Here is a 19,640-nt window from a genome sequence, read left to right on the forward strand (position 1 = left end):
GCCCGCTCGGATCAGCGTCGTGTGGCCCACTCCGAGACGCCGTCGATGAAGCGGTCGTTGTGCTCCGCCTCGATGACGGTGTACCGCACGCCCTCGCCGGCGTAGGCGCGCGGCAGGACACGGGCCGCATCGACGAGGTGGTCGCGGAGCGCCTCCGCGCGGTCGCCGACCGGCAGCCAGACGAAGCTGCCGTCGGAGTGCACGATGTCGATGCGCGGCCGGCCGTCGATCTCGGCGCGCTCCATGCGATCGCGCAGCGTGCGCTCGATGCGCTGGCGCTCGGCCGCGATCCACATCACGCGGTCCTCGATCTGGTCGAGGCCCTCTCGCGAGAAGCAGTGCTCGACGGCGGCGACGGCGAGCCGGTCGACGCCGAGCTGCGCGCGCGACTTCGACAGTCCCGCGATGACGGCGGGCGCCGCAAGGGCGTATCCGACGCGGAGGCCGGCGAGGCCCGCGCCCTTCGACAGGGTGCGCAGGACGACGACGTTCTCGGGGAGATCCGTGCCGCCTCCCGTGAACAGCGGCGCCCCGAACGCCGCGCGCGGGCTCGTCGCGAACTCGCTGAAGGCCTCGTCGAGCGCGAGCACGACGCGGTCGGGCGTCTCGGCGATCAGTCGATCGAGCTGCTCGCGCGTGAGCGGGCGCCCCGATGGCGTGTTCGGGTTCGCGAGGAGCAGGATCCGCGTGCGCTCGGTGATCGCGGCGAGCAGCGCGTCGACGTCGTGCGCACCGTCGGCGTCCGTCGGCACCGTCACGGGCGTCGCGCCGTGAGCGTGGCAGGCGGCCAGGTAGCCCTCGAAGGTGCGCCAGCTCGTGACGACCTCGTCGCCCGCCTCGCACACGGATCCGATGAGCGTGCGGATGACGTCCATGCTCCCGGATCCGAGGATCACCTCGTCTGCCGTGCGCCCGTGCGCGCGGGCGATGTGCGCGAGCGCCGCGTCCGTGCGGCCGCCGTATTCGTTCAGGTGCGGGATCTCCGCCGCGATCGCGTCGGCCAGGCCGTCGATGGGAGGCAGGTGCGACTCGTTGAAGCACGCCCGCGCGACACCGTCGGGCAGCTGCGCCCTCTCGAAGAGAGCGATCTGATCGTGTGCGGCGCGGAAGCGGACGGTCATGGATCCATTCTCGCGCCCGCGAGGATGGCGTCGGCCGCGCGGACGGCGAGGAGGCTCGCGGCGCGCACGTGGATCGTCGGGAGCGGCAGCGGGTCCGGCGTCTCGACGCCCAGGTTCACGACGACGCCACCGGGATGCCGGGCGGCGACGCGCGCGATCGCGTCGCTCTGGGCGGGGTCCGCGACGCGATCGACGAGCACGACGGGCGCCTCACCCGCCGGATCCGCGTCGGGTGACACGACGGATCCGCCGCGCGCGAGATCCTCGGCGAAGCGCGAGCCCGTCGAGCTCACGGCCCACGTCGCGGCGGCGCGGGCGTCGACGACGACGCGCGGTCCCGGCAGCGCGTCGAAGGAGCCCGCGACCCGCGCCGCGCGGACGGCGAGCGCGAGCCCGTCGAGCGCCGGCGCCTCGCCCGCCGGGCTCATGCCCCGCACGTGCGAGCGCAGCTCCGCGACGCGGGCGGCCGCCTCCTCGAGGCCGGCGGTCGCCAGCTCCCCCGACCGCACGGCGTCGACGATGCGGGCGCGCACGGCGAGGAAGTCGCCCTCGTCGTCGCCGGATCCGCCTGGGTTCGCCGGGTTCGACACGCACAGGAGATCGCAGCCCGCGGCGAGCGCCCGCACGGGGGCGTCGCCGCCGAAGCGCTCCCGCACGGCGGCCATGTCGAGCGCGTCGCTCGCGATGACGCCGCCGAAGCCGAGGCCGCGCAGCTCGGCGAGCGCCCGGGGGTTCGCGGTCGCGGGATCCGCGCCCCATGCGGGGACGACGAGGTGCGCGGTCATGATCATCCGCGCGCCGGCGTCGATCGCGGCCGCGAAGGGGGCGAGGTGGACCTCGCGCTGCTGGCGCTCCGACGCCCCCGTGACGGCGAGCCCGTGGTGCGAGTCGGTCGCGGTGTCGCCGTGCCCGGGGAAGTGCTTCGGCACGGCGATCGCGCCGCCGGCGTGGATCCCCGCGATCGCGGCGCGGACGTGGCGCGCGACGAGGCGCGCGTCGGCGCCGAACGCGCGCGTTCCGATCACGGGGTTCCGCGGATCCGCGTTGACGTCGGCGTCGGGCGCGATCACGACGTTCGCGCCGGCAGCGGCCGATCGGCGGGCGAGCCGTTCGCCCACCGCACGCGTCACCGCGATGTCGTCGAGGGCGCCGAGCTGGGCGGCCCCGAGCTCGGCGGATCCGCGCGCCGCGTCGAGGCGGGTGACCGTGCCGCCCTCCTCGTCGATGCCGACGAGGAAGCCGCCGGAGGGATCCACGGGGTCGCCGCCGAGGTTCTGCGCGAACAGCACGACGCCCGCGAGGCCCGCCTCTCGCTCCCGGCGGATCCAGTCGGGGGTTCCGGTCCCGAGGAATCCGGGCCAGAGCACGCCGTTCGCGAGGCGGTCGAGGCCGGGATCCGCGCGCTGCATGGTGACTCCCTCGTTCGGTGCGGCGGGCGCCGCCGTCCGATTCTGCATTTTGTTTGGTAACTTTGCAATACTCACCCGTGCGGCAGGTCGCTCCCCCGCCGCCCGCACGAGGTTCGTTCCACGATGACGTCCGACGAACCGGAAGGGCACCATGGCCGCCGATCGCACCTCTCCTTCTCGACCGCGCGCCGAGGCGCCCCCTCTCCCGCCGACCGAGGCGCGCCTCGAGGCCTCGCGCGATCTCGACGTGCTGCCGACGCGGGACGTCCTCGCGACCCTGCACACGCAGGACCGGATCGCCGTCGAGGCCGTCGCGCCCGCCCTCGACCGGCTCGCCGATCTCGTCGACGAGGCGGCGAGCCGATTCCGGCGGGGCGGGCGGATCCATTACTTCGGCGCCGGCACGAGCGGCCGCCTCGGCGTGCTCGACGCGGCCGAGCTGCTGCCGACGTTCGACCTCGAGCCGGGCCGCGTCGTCGCCCACATCGCGGGCGGCTCCGCAGGGGTCGCCCGCGCCGTCGAAGACGCGGAGGACTCGCTCGACGAGGGAGCGCGTGAGGCCGCGGACCTCACGGCGGGCGACGTCGCGATCGGCCTCACGGCGAGCGGCACGACGCCTTACGTCCGCGCGGCGCTCGAGGCCGCGCGGGAGCGGGGCGCGGCGACCGCGCTCGTCACGAGCAATCCGGCGAGCCCCCTCGCGGGCCTCGCCGACTACGAGATCGTGACCGACACGGGCCCCGAGGTCGTGACCGGGTCGACGCGGCTCAAGGCGGGCACCGCGGAGAAGCTCGTGCTCAACGGGTTCTCGACCGCGCTCATGATCGCGGTCGGACGCACCTGGTCGAACCTCATGGTCTCCGTCGTCGCGACGAACCGGAAGCTGCGCGAGCGCTCCGTGCGCATCCTCTGCGAGGCGACCGGAGTGGAAGCGGATGAGGCCGCCGTCACGCTGCACGATGCGGATGGCGAGGTGAAGACGGCGATCGTCATGTCGTTCGCTGCGGTGGACGCGCACGAGGCACGGCGCCTGCTCGCCGAGCGCGGCGGATCCGTGCGGGAGGCGATGCGGGGATGAGTCCGCACGACGCGGCGGCCGGGATCGACATCGGCGGCTCGGGCGCGCGGATCCTCGTGCGGGCCCGCGGAGCGACCCTGCACGACGAGATCGTCGGGATGACGGCCGGGGCCGTCGCGCAGAGCCCGGACGCGGCCCTCGAGCGGATCGCGAATCGCGCCCGCGAGCTCGCGGGCGGCGCGCCCCTCCGCACGGTGGCCATCGGCGTCGCGGGGCTGTCCACGCACCCGGGGAGCCCGCGCGACACCGAGGACGCGGTCCGGCGACTCCTCGGCGCGGAGCGGGCGATCGTCACCTCCGACGTCGTCACGGCGCACCTCGGCGCGCTCGACGGGCGCCCCGGCGCCGTGCTCGCCGCGGGCACGGGCGCGATCGCGCTCGGGGCGGATGGCGCGGGCACGTGGCGACGCGTCGACGGGTGGGGGCACCTGCTGGGAGACCTCGGATCGGGCGCGTGGATCGGCGTGGAGGCGCTGCGCGCGGCCGCCGGACACCTCGACGGGCGCCGCCAGGACGGCGCGGCCCTCGCCGAGGTCGCCGCGGAGCGCTTCGGGCCGCTGCGCGCGTGGCCGGGCGCCATCATGCCCCTCCCCGACCGGGCGCGCGTGCTCGCCGCCCTCGTGCCCGACGTCGCCGCGACCGCGGAAGACGACGCGTGTGCGGCGGGGATCCTCGATCGCGCCGCCGCGCACCTCGCCGACACGCTGCTCGCGGCGCTCGCGCCGGGGATCCCCGAACGCGCGGCGATCGTGGGCGGTCTCGCCGAGGTCGCCCGCATCACGGATCCGCTCCTCGCGCGCGTGCGCGCCGGGCGCCCCGCCGCGGACATCGTCTCGCCGCAGGGCACGCCCCTCGACGGCGCGCTGCTGCTCGCCGAGCGCCTGCTCGCCGATCCCGATCCCCTCCCGGGCCACTCCGACGTCGAGTAGCGCGGGCCCGAGGTAACCGGACCGGGTCCACGAACCCGGGGAGCCTTTCGTTTGTCAGGGGTGCGTGGTTGGCTTCTCTCGTGCTCTGGAAACTCCTCGTCCGCTATCTCGGGCGATACAAAGTCCTGCTCGCGGGGGTGCTGGTCTTCCAGCTCGTCTCCGCGCTCGCCGCCCTCTACCTGCCGACCCTCAACGCCGACATCATCGATCAGGGCGTCGCGGCCGGCGACGTGCCGTACATCATCCGCACGGGCATGTGGATGCTGCTCGTCGCGCTCGGACAGATCCTCGCCGCGATCGTCGCGACCTTCTGCGCCGCGCGCGCCGCCATGAGCGTCGGCCGCGACATCCGCGACGACGTCTTCACGCGCGTCTCGGGCTTCAGCGAGCGCGAGGTGTCGACGTTCGGCGCCGGTTCGCTCATCACACGCAACACGAACGACGTGCAGCAGGTGCAGATGCTCGCCATGATGGGCGCGACGATGCTCGTCATGGCTCCCATGATGGCGATCGGCGGCATCATCATGGCCGTCCGCCAGGACGTCGGGCTCAGCTGGATCCTCGCGGTGTCGATCCCCGCGCTGCTCATCGTCGCCGCGGCGATCATCAGCCGCATGGTGCCGCTGTTCCGCAGCTACCAGTCGAAGCTCGACGCCGTCAACCGCGTCATGCGCGAGCAGCTCACGGGGGTGCGGGTCGTGCGCGCCTTCGTGCGCGAGGCCATCGAAGAGGAGCGCTTCCGGCTCGCCAACACCGACATCATGGTCGTCGGGCGCAAGGTCGGCTCGCTGTTCGTGCTCATGTTCCCGCTCGTCATGCTCGTGCTCAACGTGACGATCGTCGGCGTCGTGTGGTTCGGCGGCATCGAGGTCGACGCGGGCAACACGCAGATCGGCACGCTCTTCGCCTTCATGCAGTACGTCGGGCAGATCCTCGGCGGCGTCATGATGGCCAGCTTCATGGCGATCATGATCCCGCGCGCCGCCGTGTCGGCCGATCGCATCGGCGAGGTGCTCGCGAGCGAGACCACGCTCGTGCGCCCCGAGCGCCCCGTCACCGAGATGCCCGCGCCGGGTCGCGTCGAGTTCGACGACGTGTCGTTCACCTACCCCGGCGCCGAACAGCCCGTGCTCTCGGGCATCTCCTTCCGCGCCGAGCCGGGCGAGACCGTCGCCATCATCGGGTCGACCGGGGCCGGCAAGACCACGCTGATCTCGCTCATCCCCCGCCTGTTCGACGCGACGGGCGGGTCCGTGAGCGTGCAGGGCGTCGACGTCGCCCGTGCCGACCTCGACGTGCTGTGGACGGGCATCGGCCTCGTCCCGCAGCGGCCGTTCCTGTTCAGCGGCACGATCGCGACGAACCTGCGGTTCGGGCGCGAGGAGGCGACCGACGACGAGCTGTGGCACGCGCTCGAGATCGCCCAGGCCGCCGATTTCGTGCGCGAGAAGCCCGAGGGGCTCGGCACTCTCATCGCCCAGGGCGGCACGAACGTCTCGGGCGGTCAGCGCCAGCGGCTCGCGATCGCCCGCGCGATCGTGCATCAGCCCGATGTCCTCGTGTTCGACGACTCGTTCTCGGCGCTCGACCTCACGACCGACGCGCGCCTGCGTCAGGCCCTCTGGCGCGAGCTTCCCGGCGTCACGAAGATCGTCGTCGCGCAGCGCGTGTCGACGATCACCGACGCCGACCGCATCGTCGTCATCGACGACGGGAAGATGGCCGGGATCGGCACACACGAGCAGCTCCTCGAGACGAGCACCACCTACCAGGAGATCGTCGAATCCCAGATGAGCGCCGATGAGAGCGGGGTGGGAGCGTGAGCACCACGACACAGGACGAGGCCCTCACCGACCAGGAGCGGATCGAGGCCGAGCTCGCCGAGAAGGCGCGCCAGGAGGGCGGCGGCTGGGAGGGTCCCGCGGGCGGTCGGCCCGAGAACTTCTGGCCGAGCTTCGTCCGCTTCCTGCGCCTGCTCGCCCCCTACAAGTGGGCGTTCATCTTCGCGTCCGTCCTCGGGGCGATCGGCGTCGTGCTCGCCGTCGCCGGCCCCAAGGTGCTCGGCGAGGCCACGAACGTCGTGTTCGAGGGCGTCATGTCGGCGACGATGGGCGCGAACTTCGCCGGCATGAGCCAGGACGAGGTCGTCGCCGCACTCGAGGCGGCCGGCGAACAGGAGTTCGCCAACATGGTGGCGGCGATGAACAACTTCGCCCCCGGCGAGGGGGTCGATTTCGACCGGCTGCGCGTCGTCGTGGTCTGGGCGATGTCGATCTACATCGCATCCGCCCTCCTGCAGTGGGTGCAGGGCTACATCATCAACGTGATCATGGTGCGCACGATGTGGCGCCTGCGCGAGCAGATCGAGGCGAAGGTCAACCGCCTCCCGCTCAGCTACTTCGACAAGGTGCAGCGCGGCGAGCTCATCAGCCGCGTGACGAACGACGTCGACAACATGACCCAGACGCTGCAGCAGTCGCTGTCGGGCGCGCTCACATCGCTCCTGATGGTCGTCGGCGTCATCGGCATGATGTTCTCGATCTCGTGGCAGCTCGCGCTCGTCGCCCTCGTCGCCCTGCCGCTCATCGGCATCATCATGGGCGTCATCGGCCCCAAGTCGCAGAAGGCCTTCCAGACGCAGTGGAAGAAGGTCGGCCGCCTCAACTCGCGCGTCGAGGAGTCGTTCTCCGGCCACGCGCTCGTCAAGGTCTACGGCCGGGAGAAGGCCGTCAGCGAGGCGTTCCGCGACGAGAACGAAGAGCTCTACCGCGCCGCCTTCAAGGCGCAGTTCCTCTCCGGCGTCATGATGCCGTCGATGCAGTTCGTCGGATACCTGACCTACGCGGGCATCGCCGTCCTGGGCGGCATCATGGTCGCGGGCGGCCAGATCCGCATCGGGGACGTGCAGGCGTTCGTGCAGTACTCGCAGCAGTTCACGCAGCCCCTCACCGAGCTCGGCGGCATGGTGCCCGTCGTCCAGTCGGGCACCGCGTCCGCCGAGCGGGTCTTCGCCCTCCTCGATGAAGACGAGGAGGACGCCGACGCCGACGACGCCCCCACGACGCCGGAAGACGGCGCGGGCGTCATCGAGTTCGAGAACGTGCGGTTCGCCTACACCGACGACCAGCCGCTCATCGACGACCTGTCGTTCCGGGTCGAACCGGGCCACACCGTGGCGATCGTCGGCCCGACGGGAGCCGGCAAGACCACCCTCGTGAACCTGCTCATGCGGTTCTACGAGCTCGACGGCGGAGCGATCCGACTCGATGGCCAGGACGTCGGCGAGATGACGCGCGCCGACCTGCGCTCGCGTACGGGGATGGTGCTGCAGGATCCGTGGCTGTTCGCGGGATCCATCCGCGACAACATCCGCTACGGCAACGAGGGCGCGACCGACGAGGAGGTGCAGGCGGCGGCCGAGGCGACATACGTCGACCGCTTCGTGCACTCGCTCCCCGAGGGCTATGACACGGTCCTCGAGGAGGACGCCGCGAACGTCTCGGCGGGCGAGCGCCAGCTCATCACGATCGCGCGCGCGTTCGTGCGTCGGCCGCAGGTGCTCATCCTCGACGAGGCGACGAGCTCGGTCGACACCCGCACCGAGCTGCTGCTGCAGCACGCGATGGCGGCGCTGCGCGAGGGGCGCACATCGTTCGTCATCGCGCACCGCCTGTCGACGATCCGCGACGCCGACCTCATCCTCGTGATGGAGCACGGGTCGATCGTCGAGCAGGGCGACCACGAGCAGCTCATCTCGCGGCGCGGCGCCTACTGGCGGCTGTACCAGAGCCAGTTCGAGCACGCGGCCGTCGACCTCGACGAGGTCGAGGCGATCGAGGAGTCGCTCGGCACCGCAGAGGTGCCCGTCGTAGGCGGGCCGCCCGAGCCGGCCGACGAGTCCTGAGTCGGGGGCGCCGGCTCGGCCGGCGCCCCCCCTACTCCCGGGTGATGCCGACGGCGTCGGCGACGCGTTCGAGGTCGCCGAGCACATCCTCGCCGATCGGCTGCACGCTCACATGATCGGCGCCCGCCGCGAGGTGCGCCCCGACGCCGGCCGCGGCCGCGGCCGCGTCGGGGTTCGCGGCGACGAGGTCGATGAGCTCGTCCGATCCGCCCGCGTCGAACTCCGACTCGTCGACGCCGAACCGCGTGAGCGCCGAGACGTAGTTCTCGAGCCGGAAGTAGCGCTCGAGATACCTCCGGGCGACCCCGCGGGCATCCGCGGCGGTGGGCGCGAGCGACACCTTCAGCTCGGGCGCGAGCAGAGCGTCGCCCAGGACGCCGCGCGCGTGCGCCGTGTGGGCGGGCGTCGTGAGGTACGGGTGCGCGCCGATCGAGCGGTCGGCGGCGAGCGCGAGGGTTCTGTCTCCCAGCGCTGCGAGCAGCCGCGCGTCGGCGGGAACGCCCTCCGCGTCGAGCACGTCGAGGTATTCGCGCAGCGCCGTCAGGGGCTTCGCGCGGTGCGGAGTCGCCTCGCGGTGCCCCGATCCGATGCCGACGACGAGGCGGCCGGGGTGCTCCTCGGAGATCCGCAGATACGACGCGGCGACCTCGACGGGATCCGCGTTCCAGACGTTCACGATGCCCGTCGCGACGAGCACGTGCTCGGTCTCGTTGAGCACCGCCTCGACGCTCTCGAGCTCCGCCGCGGGTGACCCGCCGATCCAGAGGGTGCGATAGCCCAGGCGCTCGGCGACCGCCGCGGTCCCCGGCGTCCACCGGTTCTCCGCGAGCCATACTCCGTACGTTCCGAACTGCTTCCTGCTGACCATCGAGGTGCCTTCCCGGCCGAGATGCGGTCATCCTTGGCGCCCCACCCTACGCACGGCAGGTGACGGGCGGGTGTCGCGTGACGAACATCGCGCGCCGAAGCGCGGCCGGCTCGACGGCGGACGGCGACATCGGATCCGCCCATCACGCGGCCGATTCGAGGGGCCCTCCGGCGGCTCGGTTCACGCGAAGAGCGGCGCGGCCGGCTCGTGCGCGAAGGCGCGCCCGATGATGTCGGCCGGGAGCTCCCCGAGCGTCGCCGGCGACCAGCGCGGGGACGCATCGCGGTCGATCATCTGCGCGCGGATCCCCTCGAGCATGTCGGGCTGTGTGTGCACGAACCAGTCGACGAGGCGGAACTCCTGCTCGAGCGCGGCGCGCAGGTTCGGCAGGGCGCGGGACGAGCGGATCGCGGCGAGCGTGACCGCGAGCGCCACGGGAGGGCGCTCGTCGAGCGCCGCGAGCGCGGCGGCGGGCGAACGCGGCGCGTCGCGCCAGCGCGGATCCCCCGCCAGCTCGCGCAGGCGCCCGCGCACCTCGGCGACGGAATCGCGCGCGAAGGCGTCGTCGATCCACGCACGGGCGGCGACGAAGTCGCTCTCGTCCGGGGTCTCGTCGAAGAGCATGACGAGCTCCGTGGGGGTCGAGGGATCCGCACGGGTCTCGAGCGCGTCGCGCACGGCCTCGAGATCCGCCCGCCGGACGAACTGATCCGCGAAGCCCGCGTAGATCGCGTCGGCCGCGTTCATCGTGTCGCTCGTGAGCGCGAGGTATTCACCGACCCGCCCCGGGGCGTGCGCGAGCAGCCAGGATCCGCCGGCGTCGGGCGTGAATCCGATGCGCGTCTCGGGCATCGCGAGAACCGAGGTCTCCGTGACGATGCGCACGGCCGCCTGCCCCGCCAGCCCGATGCCGCCGCCCATCGTGACACCGTCGGCGAACGCGACGATCGGCTTCGGGTACTCCGCGAGCGCCGCATCGAGCCGGTACTCGACCCGGAAGAACTCCTCGGCGAGGTCGGTGTCGCCCGCCATGATCGCCCCGTGGAGGCGCCGCACATCACCACCCGCGCAGAAGCCGCGATCGCTCGTGGCGTCGATCAGCACGGTGTCGATGTCGGCGTCGTCTCGCCAGGCATCCAACGCGGATCCGATGGCCCGCAGCATCGAGGTGTCGACCGCACCCAGGGACCGCGGGCGGTCGATCGTGATGCGACCGAGGGCGCTGTGCGTGCGGATGAGGATGCGCTCGTCGACGTCATTCGGGGTCACGCCGCCACGTTACCGGGCGCGGGTCCCACACCCATCCGCCGCATCGGCGAAGATATAGGCGTACGCATGTTTCTGAAGGAGGTGCGCGTGAGCGACGGCAAGGTGATCGAATTCGCCGATGTGACGATGGTGTTCGGCGACGCTCCCGCTGTCGACGGGCTGACCGCCCGCGTCGACCCGGGCCGCGTCACGGCGTTCCTCGGGCCGAACGGCGCCGGGAAGACGACGACGCTGCGGATCCTGCTGGGCGACCTGCGCGCGACGCGCGGACGCGCGACGATCGGCGGCACCGAGTACCAGCGCATCGTGCGCCCAGCGGCGTCGATCGGCGCCGTGATGTCGATCGCGCCCCTCGAGCGCTCACGTCGCAAGACCGTCGCGAAGCACCTCGCGAAGGCGGCGCGCCGCGTCGGCGTCGGCTCTGGCCGCGTGCGCGAGGTCCTCACGATCGTCGGCCTCGGCGAGATGCACGACATGCGCATCGGCAGCCTCTCGCTCGGGATGAAGCACCGCCTCGCCGTGGCCGAGGCGCTGCTCGGCGACCCGAACGTCCTCGTCTTCGACGAGCCCGCGAACGGCCTCGACCCCGAGGGGATCCGCTGGATCCGCCTCCTCATGCGCCGGTTCGCCGATGAGGGACGCACGGTCCTGATGTCGTCTCACCTGCTCAGCGAGGTCGAGCAGGTCGCCGACTCCCTCGTCGTGCTCAGCGAGGGACGCCTGCTCTTCGAGGGGCCGATCGAGCTGCTCAGCGAGACCGAGGGCGGGCTCGTGACCGTCGACGCCGACGATCGCGCCGCGCTCACGGCGGCGCTCGATGAGGCCGGGCTCGAGTACCGCGTGCTGCGCTCGGGCGTGGCGATCGATGACACGACGACGACCGAGATCGGATCGCTCGCGGCGGGCGCCGGTGTCGCCCTGACGACGCTCACGCACCGTGGCCCGTCGCTCGAGGACATCTACCTGCAGATCATCGACGGTTCGTGGTCGGCGCCCGCGCGCACCGCCGCGCTCGACCCGGGCGCGGCCGCGGAGCTCTTCGGCGAGGAGTCGGGCGCGGCCGCGGCGGATCCCGCCGAGGGCGGCGACGTCGCCGCGGATGGCGACGCCCCGTCGGCGGAAGCCGATGATGCGGCCGACGACGACGGATCCCCGCAGTCGGACCTCGTCGACGACGTAGATGCGGTCGACGACGATGACGAGACCGCCCGCGGCGCCGCGACAGGCGTCGCCGCCGGCGCGGTCGCGCTGCCCGGCGCGGCGGGACTCGCGGGCCTCGTCCACGGCCTCCGTTCGGACGACGAGTCGGAAGACGACGAGTCGCCTGCCGAGGCCGCCGCTGACGGCGCGGAGTCGCCCATCGACGCCAGCGACGTCCCGCCCGCGGACGGTGCGGAGGACGGCGAGACCACAGACGACGCTGCGCAGGAGGAGCGCGTCGCCGACGAGGACGAGTGGGAGGCGCAGCTGCGGGCGATGTTCGACGACGGAGCTGCGGCTTCTGAGGCCGTGGCGACCACGGCCTTTCCGGCCGCGAGCTTCTCGGCGCTGGACGACGACGCAGACTGACCCGACCGAGTTGTCCACAGGCCGCGCGAACCTGTTCTCCACAGGTCCGCGAATCAGCTGAATCCGCGACGCGCTCGTGACATCCTCGTGGCATCGGACGAGAATGGAGCGATGACGATGGCGGAATCGCAGGTCTGGGTGATGATGGGCATCTTCGCCACCGTCATGTTCAGCGTGATCGGCGTGCTGCACGTCATGACAGCGCGGCTGATCCGCGCCGAGATCGGCGGCGTGCAGGGCGAACTGGGCGGCCAGCTCGACGGCCTGCGTGCCGAGATGCGTGGCGGCTTCGAGGCCGTGCACCACAAGATCGACGCGGTCGAATCGCGGCTCGACGCGAAGATCGACAGCATCGAGGCCCGCCTCACGACCCGCATCGACGCGCTCGATAAGGACATGTCGGCGGCCACCCGCCGGCTCATGGGCGGATCCGACCCCCAGTAGGCGGGCCCGCGCGGGCGTCAGTCGAGCTGCGCCACGTCACCGACGTCGTCGCCATCGCGTTGCAGCGCCTTCACGAGGCCGACACCATGCCGCGTCGTGAGCACGATCCGTTCGAACTCGCCGTGGCCCTCGAGGTCGATGACGACGCCGGGACGCCCCTCGCGGACGGCGGCGAAGTCGTCGCCGAACACCGAGCGCCATGTGCCGTAGGCGAGGCGCCCGGGCACATGCGTGCCGGGCGCGCGCACGCCCCTCAGCCACGTGAACGGCTCGTCCGTGAGCTGGACCTTCGCGATGAGCGACCGGTCGACGCGCACGACGTCCTTGCGGCGGGAGAGAGCTCGCTCGAGGGGAGCGAGCTGCACCTCGAGGGTGTCGGTGTCCACGAGCAGCCTGGCCATGGCTCCCATCCTGTCACTGCACGGCGGCTCGGGCCGTGCGAACGGCGCACATCCCGCCGATCGGCGCACGGATCCGCGCCCGTTCGAGAAAACCTGCACCGCTCGCGAGCCCCCCCCGCCCTCTCCAGTGGAAGACTTGACGCGATGACCCTCGTGGATGGTTCCCTGACCGCCGGCGCGCTCGCACGCGCCGCACGCGGCGAGCGCCTCGAAGCAGACGACGCCGAGGCCCTCCTCCATGCGGCGGGCGGTGAGCTCGAACGCCTGCTCGATCTCGCGGCGCACACGCGCGACGAGGGGCTCGCGCGCGCGGGCCGTGCCGGCGTGATCACCTACTCGCGCAAGGTGTTCATCCCGCTCACGACCCTGTGCCGCGACCGCTGCCACTACTGCGTGTTCGTCGACACCCCGGGTCAGCTGCTCGCAAAGCGCAAGCCCGCGTACATGAGCGCGGCCCAGGTCCTCGCCGTCGCGCGTCAGGGACAGGCGCTCGGCTGCAAGGAGGCCCTGCTGACCCTCGGCGACCGCCCCGAGGATCGCTGGCCCGAGGCACGCGCCTGGCTCGACGAGCACGGCTATGCGTCCACGCTCGACTATGTCGGCGCCATGGCGCGCCTGATCCGCGAGGAGACGGGGCTGCTCCCCCATCTCAACCCCGGCGTCATGCGCCCCGACGAGCTCGCGCCGCTGCGCGACGTCGCGCCGTCGATGGGAGTCATGCTCGAGACGACGTCGCGGGCGCTCTATGAGAACCGCGGCGAGGTGCACTACGGATCGCCCGACAAGGACCCGGAGGTGCGGCTGAGGCTCCTCGACGACGCGGGACGCGCGCGGATCCCGTTCACGACGGGGATCCTCGTCGGGATCGGCGAGACGCTGCGCGACCGCGCCGAGTCGATGATCGCGCTGCGCGACGCGCACGAGCGGCACGGGCACCTGCAGGAGATCATCGTGCAGAACTTCCGGGCGAAGCCGCGCACCGCGATGCAGAACGCGCCCGATGCGCAGCTCCTCGAGTACGTCGCGGCCGTCGCCGTCACGCGCCTCGTGTTCGGGCCCAGGATGCGCGTGCAGGTGCCGCCGAACCTGCAGGACCTCGTCGAGCTCGAGATGCTGGCCCGGGCGGGGGCGGACGATTGGGGCGGCGTCTCGCCGCTCACGGCCGATCACGTCAACCCCGAGCGCCCGTGGCCGCACCTCGACGACCTCGCGGCGCGCACGGCGGAGCTCGGCTTCACGCTGCGTGAGCGCCTCACGGCCCACCCCGAGTTCCTCGGGGACGACTGGATCTCCCCCGCCCTGCGCGACGCCGTCGACGCCCTGCGCGACCCTGAGACCGGCCTCGCCCGCGAGGATGGGTCGCCAGATGATGCCACCGCGAGCGCGCCCGCACCGGCATCTTCTGGCGACCGTGTGCCCGGATCCCTGGAGTCGCCGGAGAAGGCCAGCGCGGAGGGGGACGCAATCGCCTTTCCTGGCGACCCTCTCGAGCCGGCGCCCGGCGGGCTCATCGCGGCCGTCGTCGAGCGCGCGGCGCAGGATCCGGCGTCGCTCGAGGACGACGAGTGGATCCGCCTCCTCACCGCGACCGGCGACGAGCTCGAGGCCGTCGTCCAGACTGCCGACGATGTGCGCCGGTACACGGTCGGCGAGGCCGTCAGCATCGTCGACAACCGCAACATCGCCTCGACGCTGTTCGGGTCGGCGGATCCGGGCGGATTCGACCTCCCTCTGCTCGCGGAGATGGCTCGCGATGCCGCGGACCTCGGGCTCACCGAGATATGCGTGCAGGGGCTCGTCCCCGGCGGTCCGGGAGGCTATCTCGACATCGCGCGCACGATCCGCCGCGAGACGCCCGGGATCCACCTGCACGCGTTCCGCCCGCAGGACGTCGCCGACCTCGCCGACCGCGCGGGCCTCGGCCTCGGCGGCGCGCTCACGGCCCTGCGCGAGGCGGGCGTCGACACGATGCCCGGCACGGGTGTGAAGATCCTCAGCGAGCGCGTGCGCCGCGAGGTGAGCCCGAACGACCTCGAGATCGATCGCTGGATCTCGACGATCACCGCCGCGCACCGCGCCGGCTTCTCGTCGAGCTCGGTGCTGTTCTACGGCCATGTCGAGACCGCGGCGGAGCGCATAGATCACCTGCGCGAGCTGATCCGCATCCAACGGCTGACGGGCGGATTCACCGAATTCGTGCCGATCCCGATGCCGGGCTGGGGGCGCCCCCTCGTCGCGGGGCGCGGCGAACTCGACGAGCACCGCGCGATGGTCGCCGTGTCGCGGCTGATGCTGACCGGCATCATCCCCCACATCCAGCTGCCGTGGACGCGGCACGGCCGGGCCACGACCGCCGAGCTGCTGCGCGCGGGCGGCGACGACCTCGGCGGCACGCTGCGCGACGGCAGGATCGGCGCCGAGAGCGGTGTCGAGGCGGGCCAGGAGCTGCCGCTCGACGCGGCGCGCGCCCTCGTGAAGCCGCTGTTCCGCCCCCTGCGGCGGCGGACCACGACCTACGGCGAGGTGTCCGCCGCATGACCCTGCACGTGGACGCCGTCATCGTCGGCGCCGGCTTCGCCGGAATCGCGCAGGCGCTGGCGCTGCGCGAGGCGGGCGTCGAGTCGTTCGTGATCGTCGAGCGCGCCGCACGCGTGGGCGGCACCTGGCGCGACAACACGTATCCCGGCATCGCGTGCGACGTGCCCTCGCACCTGTACGGGCTCGAGAGCCACCCGTGGCCGCGATGGTCGCGCGTGTTCGCTCCGGGGCGCGAGATCCAGGCCTATCTCGAGCGCATCGTCGCCGAGGAGGGCCTGGAGCAGCACCTGATGCTCGGCACGGCGCTCACCTCCGCCCGCTGGCACGACGGCGCCTGGCGAGTGTCCCTCCAGCCCGGCTCCCCCTACCCCGGGCCGTCTCACCCCGGATCGTTCCAACACAATGCAGTCGATCCGTCGGCCCGGCCGCCCGGAAACCCGTCCCTCGCGGCACCGGGCGCCGAATCGACTGCGTTGTGCTGGGGAGGGGAGGGCGAGGTCGTCGCGGACCATCTCGTGCTCGCGGCCGGGCGCCTCACCGAGCCGAGGATCCCGGAGATCACCGGCCTCGGCACCTTCAGCGGCCCGCTGTTCCACTCGTCGCGCTGGGACCACACGACGGCGCCCCACCACGATCTCGCGGGGCGCCGCATCGCCGTGGTCGGCACGGGCGCCACGGCGATCCAGCTCGTCCCGGAGCTCGCCCGCCGGGGCGCGCAGGTGACGCTCTTCCAGCGCACTCCCGCGTGGATCGTGCCGCGCGGCGACCACCCCGTCGACGCCGCCGACATGCGGCGCTTCGAGTCGGATCCCTCGGCCCTCGCGGAGCACCGCGCGCGGCTCCATGCGGAGGGCGAGGCGCGGTTCGCGTCGCGCTCGGGCGACGCGGTCGCCGCCGCCGAGATGCGCCAGGTGGCGCTCGACCACCTCGCCCGGCAGGTTCCCGACGCCGAGCTGCGCCGCGCCCTCACACCCGATTACGCCTTCGGCTGCAAGCGCGTGCTGCTCAGCGACGACTTCTACCCCGCGATCGCGAGCGGCGCGATCACGCTCGAGCCGTCCGCGCTCGCGGAGGTGCGGGGATCCGAGCTCGTCTCCGCGTCGGGCGCGCGGCATTCGGCCGACATGATCGTCCTCGCCACGGGCTTCGAGACGTCCCGCCAGCCATACGCGGCGCTCGTCACGGGCGAGCGCGGGACGACCCTCGACGCGCACTGGTCACGCGGCATGACGGCCGTCGCCTCGACGCTCGTCGCCGGCTTCCCCAATCTGTTCGTTCTCAACGGCCCGAACGCGTCGCTCGGGCACAACTCGTCGGTGCTGCTCTCGGAGGCGCAGGCGGAGTTGGCCGCCGGCCTCATCGCCGAGCGTGCGGCCGCGCCGTTCGCGTTCCCCGGACCGATCCGCGTCACGGACGCCGCCGAGGAGGCGTCGACGCAGGAGATCGCGGAACGCGCGACGCGCACCCCCTGGCTGACGGGTGGGTGCGCCAACTGGTACGTTGACGATCGCAGCGGCAGGCTCACCCTGCTCTGGCCCGGCACCGTCGCCGACTTCCGCGCACGCCTCGCGCGCGCACGCCCCGTCGGGGCGCCTGCCCTCCAGAACGAAGGAGTCACCACATGACCGTCCCCTTCCGATTCGGATACAAGGCCTCTTCCGAGCAGTTCGCGCCGCGCGAGCTGCTCGACTACGCGGTCGGCGCCGAGGAGAACGGCTTCGACTCCGTCTTCCTCAGCGATCACCTGCAGCCGTGGATGCACGAGGGCGGGCACGCCCCCGCCGCGCTGCCGTGGCTGGGCTCGGTCGGCGAGGCGACCAGTCGCGTCCTGCTCGGCACCTCCGTCCTCACGCCCACGTTCCGATATCACCCCGGCGTCATCGCGCAGGCGTTCGGCACCCTCGGCGCGATGCATCCGGGCCGCATGATCCTCGGCGTCGGCACGGGCGAGGCCCTCAACGAGGTCACGCTCGGCCAGACCTGGCCGGATCCCCCCGAGCGCTTCCAGCGCATGAAGGAGGCGATCCTGTTGATCCGCGAGCTGTGGCGCGGCGAGCGCGTGACCTACGACGGCACGTACTACTCGGTGCAGAACGCGACGATCTACGACCGTCCCGATCAGGAGGTGCCGATCTACATCGGCGCCTCCGGTCCTGCCGCGACCCGCCTCGCGGGCCGTATGGCCGATGGGTGGATCACGACGAGCGGAAAGGCGCCCGGGCTGTACACCGACAAGCTCATCCCCGCGTTCGAGGAGGGCCTCGAGAGGGGATCCCGCGAGCCGGGATCCGTGGATCGCATGCTCGAGGTGAAGGTGTCGCTGCGTCCCGACCGCCAGAAGGCCCTCGAGAACACGCGCTTCTGGGCGCCGCTCGCGCTCAGCCCCGAGGAGAAGATGGGCACGTCCGACCCCATCGAGATGCAGCGCCTCGCCCAGGAGCTGCCGATCGAGCGTGCGGCGAGCCGCTTCATCGTCTCGGACGATCCCGACGAGCACGTCGCCGAGATCCAGAGGTATCTCGACCTGGGCTTCACGCACCTCGTCTTCCACGACCCCGGCCACGATCAGGCCGACTTCCTCGAGCTGTACGGCCGCGAGGTCCTGCCGAAGCTGCGCGCCGGGGTGGCCTCGTGAAGTGGTCTGTCGTCATCCCCGTCAAGACGACCGCCGCCGGCAAGTCCCGGCTCGAGCTCCCCGACGCGGACCGGCCCCAGCTCGCGCTGGCGATCGCGCTCGACACGATCGCCGCGGCGGCGAACGCCGACGCCGTCGACGAGGTGATCGTCGTCACGGGTGACGCCGATGTCCAGGCGGGCGTGGATCAGATCACGTCGGCCCGGTGGATCCCGGATCCGGGCATGGGTCTCAACGGCGCGGTGCGCGCGGGCCTCGAGCAGGCGCAGAACGACGCGCGGGCGGCGATGCTCGGCGATCTGCCGGCGCTGACGAGCCGCGATCTCGATCGCGCGCTCCTCGCCGCGACCGCGGAGGATCGGGCGGTCGTCGCCGATGCCGAGAACGCGGGATCCGTGCTCGTCACGTGGCGCACGCCGGCGACCTACGAGCCGCACTTCGGATCCGACTCCGCGCGCCGTCACGCCGACGCCGGCCACGTCCTCCTCGACATTCCGACGACCTCCACGGTGCGGCGCGACGTCGACACCGCCGATCAGATGCGCGACGCGCACGCGCTCGGGCTCGGCCCGCGCACGAGCGCGCTGCTCGAGGCGGCCCTCCGGAACCGCACCGAGCGGGAGGATTCATCCGCCGCATGACGACCTCCGTCCATCTCGCGCGGATCGCCGAGACCGCTGCCCGCGGCGCCGGGGCGATCGCCCTCGAGGGCTTCCGCAGCCGAGACCTCGTCATCGACGAGAAGGCCGATTTCCACGACCCGGTCACGCTGTTCGACAAGCGCAGCGAGGAGCATGTCCGCGAGGTCATCGAACGCGAGGTTCCGGGCTCGCGCATCGTGGGCGAGGAGGGCGGCGAGACCGGCGACGGCGACGTCACCTGGTACATCGACCCGATCGACGGCACCGCGAACTTCGCGAGCGGCATCGCCCTGTGGACCGTCAGCATCGCGGCCGCCGTCGACGGCGAGGTCGTCGCGGGCGTCGTGTACGACCCGGTCGCCGATCGGATGTTCCTCGCGGACGAGCGCGGGGCATTTCTCGACGGCGATCCGCTCCGCGCCGAGGGAGCGACGACGCCCGAGCGCGCGACGATCGTCCCCGGCTTCGTCTCGCACCGCGACCTGCGCACCTCCCGTGCCGAGGCCCTCGACGCGTTCGGGCAGCTGCTCGAGACGTTCGCGCACGTGCGCACGTTCGGCAGCAGCGCCATCTCGCTGTGCCACGTGGCGGCGGGCTGGGCCGACGCGACGTTCTCGTTCGGCACGAGCCCGTGGGATGTCGCCGCGGCCGCCTTCATCCTCCGGCAGGCGGGCGGCGTCTACCGCACCTTCGCCGCGGGCGAGGAGCGGCCCGCCCGGTCGGATCACCTGGGCGCGCACTACTTCGGCGCCGTCCGCGGCGCCGACTTCCCGCTGATCGAACGGATCATGCGCGAGCACAGCGCGCGTCGCGATGCCGCCCGTGCCTGACGCC

16 protein-coding genes are annotated in these 19,640 nt (G+C 72.5%); 11 read left to right on the forward strand and 5 right to left on the reverse strand.

Translation table 11 applies throughout. From position 1 onward, the window contains the following. Positions 1 to 11: 11 nt before the first annotated feature. Together GB932_RS13550 and GB932_RS13555 are read right to left on the reverse strand one after the other, a co-directional pair. Positions 12 to 1,121, reverse strand: a complete 1,110-nt coding sequence (locus GB932_RS13550; RefSeq protein WP_156761230.1) for an aminotransferase class I/II-fold pyridoxal phosphate-dependent enzyme — start codon at positions 1,119 to 1,121, stop codon at positions 12 to 14. Continuing rightward, positions 1,118 to 2,530 carry a glycoside hydrolase family 3 N-terminal domain-containing protein gene (locus tag GB932_RS13555; protein WP_197517488.1) on the reverse strand — a complete coding sequence of 471 codons (1,413 nt, stop codon included), beginning with the start codon at positions 2,528 to 2,530 and terminating at the stop codon, positions 1,118 to 1,120. Before GB932_RS13555 ends, GB932_RS13550 begins: the two co-directional genes overlap by 4 nt. Positions 2,531 to 2,681: 151 nt before the next feature. Here GB932_RS13555 and GB932_RS13560 point away from each other — a divergent pair, with 151 nt between their 5' ends. From GB932_RS13560 to GB932_RS13575, 4 genes are all read left to right on the forward strand, one after another. After that, the gene (locus GB932_RS13560; RefSeq protein ID WP_156761232.1) at positions 2,682 to 3,608 is read left to right on the forward strand and encodes an N-acetylmuramic acid 6-phosphate etherase; all 927 of its coding nucleotides are present in this window, start codon (positions 2,682 to 2,684) and stop codon (positions 3,606 to 3,608) included. Next, entirely contained in the window at positions 3,605 to 4,537 is a 933-nt protein-coding gene (locus tag GB932_RS13565; RefSeq protein ID WP_156761233.1) for an N-acetylglucosamine kinase, read from the forward strand. Before GB932_RS13560 ends, GB932_RS13565 begins: the two co-directional genes overlap by 4 nt. Positions 4,538 to 4,617: 80 nt before the next feature. Beyond that, positions 4,618 to 6,360 carry an ABC transporter ATP-binding protein gene (locus GB932_RS13570; protein ID WP_156761234.1) on the forward strand — a complete coding sequence of 581 codons (1,743 nt, stop codon included), beginning with the start codon at positions 4,618 to 4,620 and terminating at the stop codon, positions 6,358 to 6,360. Then, the gene (locus GB932_RS13575; RefSeq protein WP_156761235.1) at positions 6,357 to 8,441 is read left to right on the forward strand and encodes an ABC transporter ATP-binding protein; all 2,085 of its coding nucleotides are present in this window, start codon (positions 6,357 to 6,359) and stop codon (positions 8,439 to 8,441) included. Before GB932_RS13570 ends, GB932_RS13575 begins: the two co-directional genes overlap by 4 nt. Positions 8,442 to 8,472: 31 nt before the next feature. Here the strand turns inward: GB932_RS13575 and GB932_RS13580 are convergent, their stop codons facing one another. Next, positions 8,473 to 9,309, reverse strand: coding sequence for a TIGR03620 family F420-dependent LLM class oxidoreductase (locus GB932_RS13580; RefSeq protein WP_156761236.1), 837 nt, complete (start codon positions 9,307 to 9,309; stop codon positions 8,473 to 8,475). Positions 9,310 to 9,489: 180 nt separating this feature from the next. Further along, the gene (locus GB932_RS13585) at positions 9,490 to 10,578 is read right to left on the reverse strand and encodes an enoyl-CoA hydratase/isomerase family protein (RefSeq protein WP_197517489.1); all 1,089 of its coding nucleotides are present in this window, start codon (positions 10,576 to 10,578) and stop codon (positions 9,490 to 9,492) included. Between the two features lie 66 nt (positions 10,579 to 10,644). On the opposite strand from GB932_RS13585, the gene GB932_RS13590 reads away from it, so the two are divergent. Together GB932_RS13590 and GB932_RS13595 are read left to right on the forward strand one after the other, a co-directional pair. Then, positions 10,645 to 12,147, forward strand: a complete 1,503-nt coding sequence (locus tag GB932_RS13590) for an ATP-binding cassette domain-containing protein (RefSeq protein WP_156761237.1) — start codon at positions 10,645 to 10,647, stop codon at positions 12,145 to 12,147. A gap of 111 nt (positions 12,148 to 12,258) precedes the next feature. Continuing rightward, on the forward strand, positions 12,259 to 12,591 hold the full coding sequence (locus GB932_RS13595) for a hypothetical protein (RefSeq protein WP_156761238.1): 333 nt from the start codon (positions 12,259 to 12,261) through the stop codon (positions 12,589 to 12,591). Between the two features lie 17 nt (positions 12,592 to 12,608). Here GB932_RS13595 and GB932_RS13600 read toward each other — a convergent pair whose 3' ends face one another. After that, positions 12,609 to 12,992 (reverse strand): hypothetical protein, encoded by a 384-nt coding sequence (locus GB932_RS13600; RefSeq protein WP_156761239.1) that lies wholly within the window; start codon positions 12,990 to 12,992, stop codon positions 12,609 to 12,611. A 144-nt stretch (positions 12,993 to 13,136) separates the two neighbouring features. On the opposite strand from GB932_RS13600, the gene cofG reads away from it, so the two are divergent. The 5 genes from cofG to GB932_RS13625 are packed head-to-tail and all read left to right on the forward strand — an operon-like array spanning position 13,137 to position 19,636. Continuing rightward, positions 13,137 to 15,530 (forward strand): 7,8-didemethyl-8-hydroxy-5-deazariboflavin synthase CofG, encoded by a 2,394-nt coding sequence (cofG, locus tag GB932_RS13605; RefSeq protein WP_156761240.1) that lies wholly within the window; start codon positions 13,137 to 13,139, stop codon positions 15,528 to 15,530. Continuing rightward, positions 15,527 to 17,155 carry a flavin-containing monooxygenase gene (locus GB932_RS13610; RefSeq protein ID WP_156761241.1) on the forward strand — a complete coding sequence of 543 codons (1,629 nt, stop codon included), beginning with the start codon at positions 15,527 to 15,529 and terminating at the stop codon, positions 17,153 to 17,155. Before cofG ends, GB932_RS13610 begins: the two co-directional genes overlap by 4 nt. Beyond that, positions 17,152 to 18,165 (forward strand): glucose-6-phosphate dehydrogenase (coenzyme-F420), encoded by a 1,014-nt coding sequence (gene fgd, locus GB932_RS13615; RefSeq protein ID WP_156761242.1) that lies wholly within the window; start codon positions 17,152 to 17,154, stop codon positions 18,163 to 18,165. Before GB932_RS13610 ends, fgd begins: the two co-directional genes overlap by 4 nt. Beyond that, positions 18,162 to 18,806 carry a 2-phospho-L-lactate guanylyltransferase gene (cofC, locus tag GB932_RS13620; protein ID WP_156761243.1) on the forward strand — a complete coding sequence of 215 codons (645 nt, stop codon included), beginning with the start codon at positions 18,162 to 18,164 and terminating at the stop codon, positions 18,804 to 18,806. Before fgd ends, cofC begins: the two co-directional genes overlap by 4 nt. Next, complete coding sequence (locus GB932_RS13625; protein WP_156761244.1) at positions 18,803 to 19,636, forward strand: inositol monophosphatase family protein; 834 nt, start codon at positions 18,803 to 18,805, stop codon at positions 19,634 to 19,636. Before cofC ends, GB932_RS13625 begins: the two co-directional genes overlap by 4 nt. The last annotated feature ends 4 nt before the right edge of the window (positions 19,637 to 19,640 follow it).

The sequence above is a fragment of the Microbacterium karelineae genome, from assembly GCF_009745985.1.
GTDB lineage: Bacteria > Actinomycetota > Actinomycetes > Actinomycetales > Microbacteriaceae > Microbacterium > Microbacterium karelineae.